This is a genomic window from Xanthomonas sp. SHU 199, assembly GCF_000364665.1.
GTDB classification, from domain to species: Bacteria; Pseudomonadota; Gammaproteobacteria; order Xanthomonadales; family Xanthomonadaceae; genus Xanthomonas_A; species Xanthomonas_A sontii.
The window spans coordinates 1-7,186 of sequence record NZ_AQOI01000615.1; the positions used below are offsets into that span (position 1 = coordinate 1).

The 7,186-nt window shown below is 70.5% G+C and carries 6 protein-coding genes and 1 pseudogene; 6 read left to right on the plus strand and 1 reads right to left on the minus strand.

From position 1 onward, the window contains the following. The 6 genes and pseudogenes from D183_RS0117880 to D183_RS0117905 form a co-directional block, all read left to right on the plus strand. Positions 1 to 907, plus strand: a pseudogene (locus tag D183_RS0117880) (peptidoglycan-binding protein LysM); the annotation flags it as partial. Next, positions 904 to 2,574, plus strand: coding sequence for a sensor domain-containing diguanylate cyclase (locus tag D183_RS0117885; RefSeq protein WP_017910203.1), 1,671 nt, complete (start codon positions 904 to 906; stop codon positions 2,572 to 2,574). The pseudogene D183_RS0117880 and the gene D183_RS0117885, both read left to right, overlap by 4 nt. After that, entirely contained in the window at positions 2,571 to 3,020 is a 450-nt protein-coding gene (locus tag D183_RS0117890; RefSeq protein WP_017910204.1) for a DUF4442 domain-containing protein, read from the plus strand. The genes D183_RS0117885 and D183_RS0117890 overlap by 4 nt, the downstream gene beginning before the upstream one ends. 214 nt (positions 3,021 to 3,234) lie before the next feature. Next, positions 3,235 to 3,912, plus strand: coding sequence for a DUF502 domain-containing protein (locus D183_RS0117895; RefSeq protein WP_017910205.1), 678 nt, complete (start codon positions 3,235 to 3,237; stop codon positions 3,910 to 3,912). A gap of 5 nt (positions 3,913 to 3,917) precedes the next feature. After that, entirely contained in the window at positions 3,918 to 4,691 is a 774-nt protein-coding gene (locus D183_RS0117900) for a queuosine precursor transporter (RefSeq protein WP_017910206.1), read from the plus strand. Positions 4,692 to 4,890: 199 nt separating this feature from the next. Next, on the plus strand, positions 4,891 to 6,768 hold the full coding sequence (locus D183_RS0117905; protein WP_017910207.1) for a DUF885 domain-containing protein: 1,878 nt from the start codon (positions 4,891 to 4,893) through the stop codon (positions 6,766 to 6,768). Positions 6,769 to 7,115: 347 nt separating this feature from the next. Here D183_RS0117905 and D183_RS28260 read toward each other — a convergent pair whose 3' ends face one another. Next, positions 7,116 to 7,184, minus strand: coding sequence for a homocysteine S-methyltransferase family protein (locus D183_RS28260; RefSeq protein ID WP_441366387.1), 69 nt, complete (start codon positions 7,182 to 7,184; stop codon positions 7,116 to 7,118). Positions 7,185 to 7,186: the final 2 nt, after the last annotated feature.

Sequence of the window (7,186 nt, forward strand, 5' to 3'; positions counted from 1 at the left end):
CTCGGCGCCGCGGCAGGAAGCGCTGCTGCCGGCGCCGATCCTGGACCTGGCGCACAGTCGGCTGCAGCGTCCGCCCTACCTGCTCGCCTGGGCGCCGCTGGCCGGCGCCAGCCACTACCGCCTCGAGGCGGTGGACGCGCAGCAACGCGAGGTGCTGCGCTTCGCCCAGGAAACCGAGACCACCGCACTGGCGCTGGACGCGCTGCCGGCCGGCGACCTGCGGCTGCTGCTGCGTGGCGTCACCGCCACCGGCGTGGAAGGCGAGGACGCCGAGCAGCCGCTGCAGGTCTCGGCCACGCCGCTGCCGCCGCTGACCGTGCAGCCGCTGCACGAGCAGCAACTGCGCATCGCGCGGCCGCGCTTCGCCTGGACCCGCAACCCGGAGGCGACCAGCAGCGTGCTGCAAGTGGCGCGCGATGCGCAGTTCCAGGACCTGCTGCTGGAGCAGGAGACCGACGCGACCCATCTGCGCGCGCCGCAGCCCCTGCCGCCCGGCACCTACTTCTGGCGCCTCGCCTCGCGCGATGCGCAAGGCCGGCAAGGCCCGTTCGGGCAGGCGCTGACGCTGCATCTCAGCGATACGCCGGTCGATCCCGGCCTGGCGCCGGCGCAGGCCGAGCGCAGCACGCTGACCCTGCGCTGGCAGCCGGATCCGGACGCGCACCATTACCGGGTGCAGCTGGCGCGCGATCCCGCGTTCCGCCGCGGCCTGCTCGAACGCACCGTGACCCAGCCGCAGGTCGCGCTGCCGCGGCCGCGCCGCGGCACCTGGTACGTGCGCATCCAGACCCTGGACGCCGACGGCGAGGCCGCGCCGTTCTCGACGCCGCAGACGCTGGACCTGCCCTGCCGCTACTGCAAGCTCGGCATGGCCGGCGGCGCGCTGCTGCTGTGGCTGGCGTTGTGAACGCCACGCTGCTGCGACACGTGCTGGTGGCGCTCGTCGCAGCCGCACTGGCCGCGGCACTGAGCCTGGGCGATGTCACCGGGCGCCTGGACAACGCGCTGTACGACGCGGCAATCGCGCAGGCGCCGCGTCCGGCCGATCCGCGCATGCTGCTGATCGCCATCGACGACCGCAGCCTGCAGACACTGGGCCAGTGGCCATGGCGACGCGACCTGCACGCGCGCCTGCTCGACCGGCTCAGCGCAGCGGGCACCGAGCGGGTGGCGCTGGATCTGCTGTTCAGCGAACCCGACCTGCAACACGCCGACGACGATGCGCGCCTGGCCGCGGCGCTGCGGCGCAATGGCCGCACCGTGCTGCCGGTGATCGGCAGCGCCGGCGGTGCGGACATGCCGCAGGAGCTGTTGCCGATCCCCGCCATCGCCACCGCCGCGGCGGCGCTGGCGCACACCGACCTCGCCGTCGATGCCGACGGCATCGCGCGCGGCGTCTACCTGCGCGCCGGGCTCGGCAGTGCGCACTGGCCGGCGCTGGCCGCGGCCCTCACCGGCCGCGCGCTGCCGCCGGCGCCGGCCACCACCGACGCACCCTATGCCTGGCATCGCGCGGACTACGTCGGCCTGCGTTTCGCCGCGCCGTCGGCACCGTTCGCGCAGGTGTCCTACGTCGACGTCGTGCAGGGCCGGATTCCGCCGCAGTCGCTGCGCGGACGCCTGGCGATCGTCGGCGTCACCGCCACCGGTCTGGGGCAGCGGGTGATGACGCCGATGTCCGATGCGCGCTGGATGAGCGCGCCCGAATACCAGGCCAACGTCGCGGCGATGCTGTTGCGCGGCGACCCGATCCTGCCGTCGTCGCGCACTGCCCAGGTGGCCGGGTCCACGCTGCTGGTGCTGCTGGCCTGCCTGGGCACGCAGTGCGCCGGTGGGCGCCGACGGCGCTGGCTGGTGCCGCTGGCGAGCATGGCGGTGGTCGCCGGCGGCAGCCTGCTGTGGCTGCTGCTCGGCAGCCGCTGGTTCGCGCCAGGGGCGGCCCTGCTCGCCCTGGCCATCGTCGCCGCCGGTCAGTTGTGCCTGCACGCGGCACGCTGGCGCCGCCAGGCGCATCGCGACGCCCTGACCGGGCTGGTGAACCGCCACGGCTTCGAACAGGCGTTCGCCCAGACGCTGGACGAGGCGCGGCGCAGCGGCCGGCCGCTGACGCTGATCATCGTCGATGTGGATCATTTCAAGCGCTACAACGACACCCTGGGCCATCGCACCGGCGACCGCGCGCTGAAGCTGGTGGCCGCCGCGGTGGCGCGGCATGCGCGACATCCGCGCGAGGTCGCCGCGCGCTTTGGCGGCGACGAGTTCGCCATGATCCTGCCCGCCACCGATGCCGCCGATGCCAGCCGCATCGCCGCGGCACTGGTCGAGGAGATCCGCGGGCTGTCGCTGCGCGCGCCGAACGGCAGCGTCGCCATCACCGCCAGCCTGGGCGTGCACAGCGCCACCGCGACAGCGCTCACGTCGGAGCGCGCGTTCTTCGAATCCGCCGACGCGGCGCTGTACCGGGTCAAGCGCGACGGACGCGACGGCTACGCGCTCAGCGACGCGACACCAGCACACCATACGCATGCGTCTGGTACCCTGCCGCACTCCGATCCACCCACTGCCGCGCAATGAAGCCATCGCTGTTCCGCCTGGGCCTGAACCTGTGGCCGCCGTTCCTGTGCGCCGGCATCCACGTGACCGCGCTGAGCGCCGACTACCGCCATGCGCGGGTCGAACTGCGCATGCGTCCGTGGAACCGCAACTACGTGGGCACCCATTTCGGCGGCAGCCTGTTCGCCATGACCGACCCGTTCTGGATGCTGCTGACCATGCAGAACCTGGGGCGCGACTACTACGTCTGGGACAAGGCCGGCAGCATCGAGTTCGTGCGTCCGGGGCGCGGCACGGTCAGCGCGCGGTTCGATCTGGACCAGGCCCTGCTGGACGAACTGCGCGCGGCCACCGCCGGCGGCGACAAGCATCTGCGCTGGTTCGAGACCGACGTCGTCGACGCCCAGGGCGAGGTGGTGGCGCGGACGCGCAAGCAGCTGTACGTCAAGCGCAAGCCGCCGCGTTAGCGCGCCTGCCGCCCGCGGGTTCGCCAGGGCCGGCGCCGCCTCTGCGCACGCAGGCGGGTACACATCGCATGCGATACCGACCGCGCCGTCAGCGTGCGCGGCGTCGCGAGGCAGGCCGCATGGGCGGGCCCCGGCCCAATCGCAGCTGCACGGCCGCGCCGCGAGACCATGCGGCGCCGCACCAACGGCCATCACGCGCCGCTACACTACGCGGATGTCGCCCGATCTCTCCGCTCCCGCCCCCCGCCCGTCCCTGCAACGGCTGTTCTTCACCGGCCTGCTGACCCTGTTGCCGATCTGGCTGACCTGGGTGGTGGTCAAGTTCGTGTTCGTGCTGCTCTCGGGCATCAGCAGCCCCTGGGTGGTGCCGCTGTCGGTGCGCATCGCCGCCTCGTTCCCGCGCGAGCTGGGCTGGGCCACCGCGCAATGGGTGCAGAACACCATCGCCCTGATCGCCACCCTGGCGGTGATCCTGCTGGTCGGCATCCTCAGCCGGCGCATGATCGGCCAGCGCCTGCTGCGCTGGTTCGAGGCCGTGATGCGCCGCATCCCGCTGGCCAGCGTGGTCTACGACAGCGTGCGCAAGCTGGTGGACATCCTGCAGACCCAGCCCGGCAGCACCCAGCGCGTGGTGCTGATCGACTTCCCGCACCGGGACATGAAGTCGGTGGGCCTGGTGACGCGGGTCATCAAGGAACACGGCACCGGCCGCGAGCTGGCCGCGGTGTACGTGCCGACCACGCCCAACCCGACCTCCGGCTACCTGGAAATCGTGCCGGTGGAACTGCTCACGCCCACCGACTGGAGCGTGGACCAGGCCATGAGCTTCATCATCTCCGGCGGCGCGGTGTCGCCGGAGAGCGTGCCCTTCACCCGCACCGTGGACCGCTGACGCCGATGCGCCGCGGCACGCTCGACGATCGCGCGGTCCGGCTGTTCATCGCCCTGGCGGCGTTCTTCTGCGTCAACGCCGCGCTGGCCGAGTTCATCGGGGTCAAGATCTTCGCCCTGGAAGACACCCTGGGCATCGCGCCGCTGAACTGGAACCTGTTCGGGCAGACGGGCTCGATGAACTTCACCGCCGGCACCCTGCTGTGGCCGCTGGTGTTCATCCTCACCGACACCATCAACGAGTTCTTCGGCCGCCGCGGCGTGCGCTTCATCTCCTGGCTGGCGGTGGCGCTGATCGGCTACGGCTTCCTGTTCGCGTTCGCCGCGATCGCGCTGGCCCCAGCCGGCTTCTGGGTCACCGCGGCGCAACACCAGGGCGTGCCCGACTACCAGGCCGCGTTCGCCGCGGTGTTCGGCCAGGGCATGTGGACCATCGCCGGCTCGCTGGTCGCGTTCATGGCCGGCCAGCTGATCGACGTGGCGGTGTTCCACCGCATCCGCAACGTGACCGGCGAGAAGCACGTGTGGCTGCGCGCCACCGGCTCCACCGCGGTCTCGCAGCTGATCGACAGCTTCGTGGTGATCTACATCGCCTTCGTGCTCGGCCCGCAGCACTGGTCGATGCAGCTGTTCCTGGCGGTGAGCACGCTGAACTACATCTGCAAGATGCTGCTGGCGGTGCTGCTGATCCCGTTGCTGTACCTGATGCGGCGGCTGATCACCGATTACCTGACCCCCGAACGCGCCGAACAACTGCGCGAGGAAGCCGCCGCCGACTGAACGCCGGCACACGCGCGAGCGCACCGCACGCGCTTGCGCGCGGCCGTCGTGCAGCGCCGCAGACGCCGATGCCGCCTGGCCCGTCGCGACACGGCGCCCGCCCGCGACAGGGCGGTGGGCGCCCGCAGGCAGCGGCCATGGGTGGCCTCGGCGGTGCGGATCGGGCAAGCTCCCCGCTCGCTTGTCGTTGGAGCCCGCAATGCCGCCCCGCTTTTCCCGCCTGCTGTCCCTGGCCATCGCCACCGCCCTGAGCCTGTCGCTGGCGGCCCCGGCGGACGCGGCCAAGAAGAAGACCACCAAGCAGACCACCGCGCAGACCCGCGCCAAGGCGAGCAAGGCCCGCAAGGCGCGGCCGGCGCCGGCCCCGGTGGTGCTGACCAAGGCGCAACAGCTGAACCGGCTGTACGACGACTACTGGGAAGCCTCGCTCAAGCTCAATCCGCTGCAGGCGACCTTCCAGGGCGACAGCCGCTACAACGACCAGTTGCCGAACTTCCTCTCGGCTGCGTTCCGCCAGCAGTCGCACGACTTCACCGTGGAGTGGCTGGGCAAGGCCGAGGCGATCGGCAAGGATGGCCTGACCGGGCAGGACCTGCTCAGCTACGAGATCTTCGTCGGCGACGCGCGCAACGCGCTGGAGGCGGAGAAGTATCCGAGCTGGATGCAGCCGGTGAACCAGTTCTACAACGTCGGCAGCATCATGGTGATGCTCGGCTCCGGCACCGGCGCGCAGCCGTTCCGCACGGTCAAGGATTACGACAACTGGTCGCGGCGCGCGCTCGGCATCCCGGCGCTGTTCGACCAGGCCATCGCCAACATGCGCGAAGGCATGAAGGCCGGCGTGGTGCAGCCGCGCGCGCTGATGGAGAAGGTGCTGCCGCAGCTCGATGCGATCATCAAGCCCACCGCCGAGGAGAGCCTGTTCTGGGGCCCGGTGCGCAACCTGCCGGCGGACATTCCGGAGGCCGAGAAGCAGCGCATCACCGCCGAATACAAGCGCATGATCGAGTACCGGATCATGCCCGCGTACCGCGCGCTGCGCGGCTTCATCGCCACCGAATATCTGCCGGCCACGCGCAATACCGCCGGCATCGGCGCCCTGCCCGGCGGCGATGCCTGGTACGCCTGGAACGTGCGTCAGAGCACCACCACCGACCTGACCCCCGCCCAGATCCACCAGATCGGCCTGGACGAGGTGGCGCGCATCCAGGGCCAGATCCAGGCAGTGATGAAGCAGGTGCGCTTCCGCGGCTCGATGCAGAAGTTCTTCAAGTTCATGCAGACCGACAAGCGCTTCACCTTCAAGAGCGAGGACGAGCTGCTGAGCTACTACCGCGGCCTGGAAGGCCGGGTCGACGCGGCGGTGCCGCGCATGTTCTCGCTCAAGCCCAAGGCCGCGTTCGAGATCCGCCCGGTGGAGCCGTACCGCGCGCAGTCGGCCGCCAGCGGCTCGTACATGCGTCCCAGCGAGGATGGCCGCCCCGGCATCTTCTACGTCAACACCTACGACCTGCCCAGCCGCAAGACCTGGGATGCGGAAGACCTGTACCTGCACGAGGCCATTCCCGGCCACCACTTCCAGCTCGGCCTGCAGCAGGAGCTGACCAACCTGCCCAAGTTCCGCCGCTTCGGCGGCGAGACCGCCTTCATCGAAGGCTGGGGCCTGTACGCCGAATCGCTGGGCAAGGACCTGGGCCTGTACCAGGATCCCTACAACTATTTCGGCTACCTGCAGAACGAGCTGTGGCGCGCGATCCGCCTGGTGGTGGACACCGGCCTGCACAGCAAGGGCTGGACCCGCGAGCAGGTGATCGACTACATGCTGCAGAACTCGGCGACCAGCCGCACCGATGCCGAAGCCGAGGCCGAGCGCTACATGGCCATCCCCGGCCAGGCGCTGTCCTACAAGATCGGCGAGATGAAGATCATGCAACTGCGCGACTACGCGCGCGCGCAACTCGGCGACAAGTTCGATATCCGTGAGTTCCATGCCGAAGTGCTGAAGGACGGCTCGGTGCCACTGAACGTGCTGCAGGAGAAGATCGAGCGCTGGGTGGCGAGCAAGAAGAAGGGGTGAGCGGGAAGCCGCTCCTCCCGCGGAACATGCGACCTGAGGCGTCGCGGGATCGTCGCAGGAGCGGCTTCAGCCGCGATGGGGCCTTGCTGGTGAAGCCCGGTCGCGGCTGAAGCCGCCCCTACTGGAAAGCAGCCGCCGCACGGAGGCAGATAGCACGCCAGTTCCACCAGGACATGAGCGCGCACGAACCCATTGTGGGAGGGACTTCAGTCCCGACGCATTGCAGTGAAGGGCGTCGGGACTGAAGTCCCTCCCACAAACGGGCAAGGCGACTGACCAGCGCCGACACCCACTGAAACCCGACGGCGAAGCCATCGCGCCGTCGCGTGCAAGGCGACCCGCCCTCTCTAAGACGATGCCAGACGCCGCGCCAGCTGCGCGATGTCCTGCGGCGCGGTGCGGCAGCAGCCGCCGATCA